Genomic DNA, 885 nt, shown 5'->3' on the forward strand with positions numbered 1-885 from the left:
GCGCGCCCCTCCGCCGTCCCTCCCCGCCCCCGGGGCGGGCGCACACCCCCCCCACCGGGCCGGGGGACCCCGACCACGGCCAGGGCTCGGCGACCGAGTCGGACGACGTGGTGTTCGTGCTGGCCGGGCTGAGCCCCGGCGCGGGGTCGCTGATCGGCGGCCGGCTGCACCGGGGGTACGGCGGCGCCGCCGGAGAGATCGGGGCGTTGCATCTGCTGGGCAGCGAGGCGACGCCCGAGACGCTGCTGTCGACCACGGACGAGCCGCTGCACCCGCTCGACGAGCAGGCCGTCGCCGAGGTCTTCGCGCTCGCCAAGGGCGGCGACCAGCGGGCCCGCGCGGCGGTAGACCGCTTCATCCAGCGGCTCGTGCACGACGTGGCGGCCCTGGCCCTCGCCCTCGATCCCGAACTCGTCGTGATCGGCGGCTGGGCGGCCGGTCTGGACGGCGTACTGGAGCCGCTGCGGCGTGAGTTGGCCCGCTACTGTCTGCGGCCCCCCAAGGTGACGCTCTCCCTGCTGGGCGAGGCCGCCATCGCGACGGGTGCCCTGCGACTCGCCCTCGACCATGTGGAGGAGCAGTTGTTCGCGGTGGAGGGGACCGTGACGGCGCGCCGCTGAGAACCGGTCACCGAGGCCCGGCTCGGCGCCGGAGACCGCCTGCCGGGGCCGCGCCGTGCCGTACGACAAGGGCTGTACGGCAAGGGCCGTACAGCAAGAGCCGTACGGCGAGGACCGGTTGGTGAGGACCGGTGGGTGAAATCCGGTGGGTGAAAAGCCGTGGGGCCCCCCCCGGTGGGGGGGGCGGCCCCGCAACGGCGGGCGGCCCCCCCACACCCCGGCGTGCGGCGGGCCCCCGCGCCCCGGGGGGGGGGGGTGAACCCCC

1 protein-coding gene is annotated in these 885 nt (G+C 76.8%); it reads left to right on the forward strand.

From position 1 onward, the window contains the following. Nucleotides 1-620 (forward strand): ROK family protein (locus ACFV2J_RS03250; RefSeq protein ID WP_385437137.1); only part of this gene is annotated, 620 nt, incomplete at its 5' end. Nucleotides 621-885: the final 265 nt, after the last annotated feature.

Origin of the sequence: Streptomyces sp. NPDC059668 (genome assembly GCF_042734135.1) — a bacterium.
Taxonomy (GTDB): domain Bacteria; phylum Actinomycetota; class Actinomycetes; order Streptomycetales; family Streptomycetaceae; genus Streptomyces.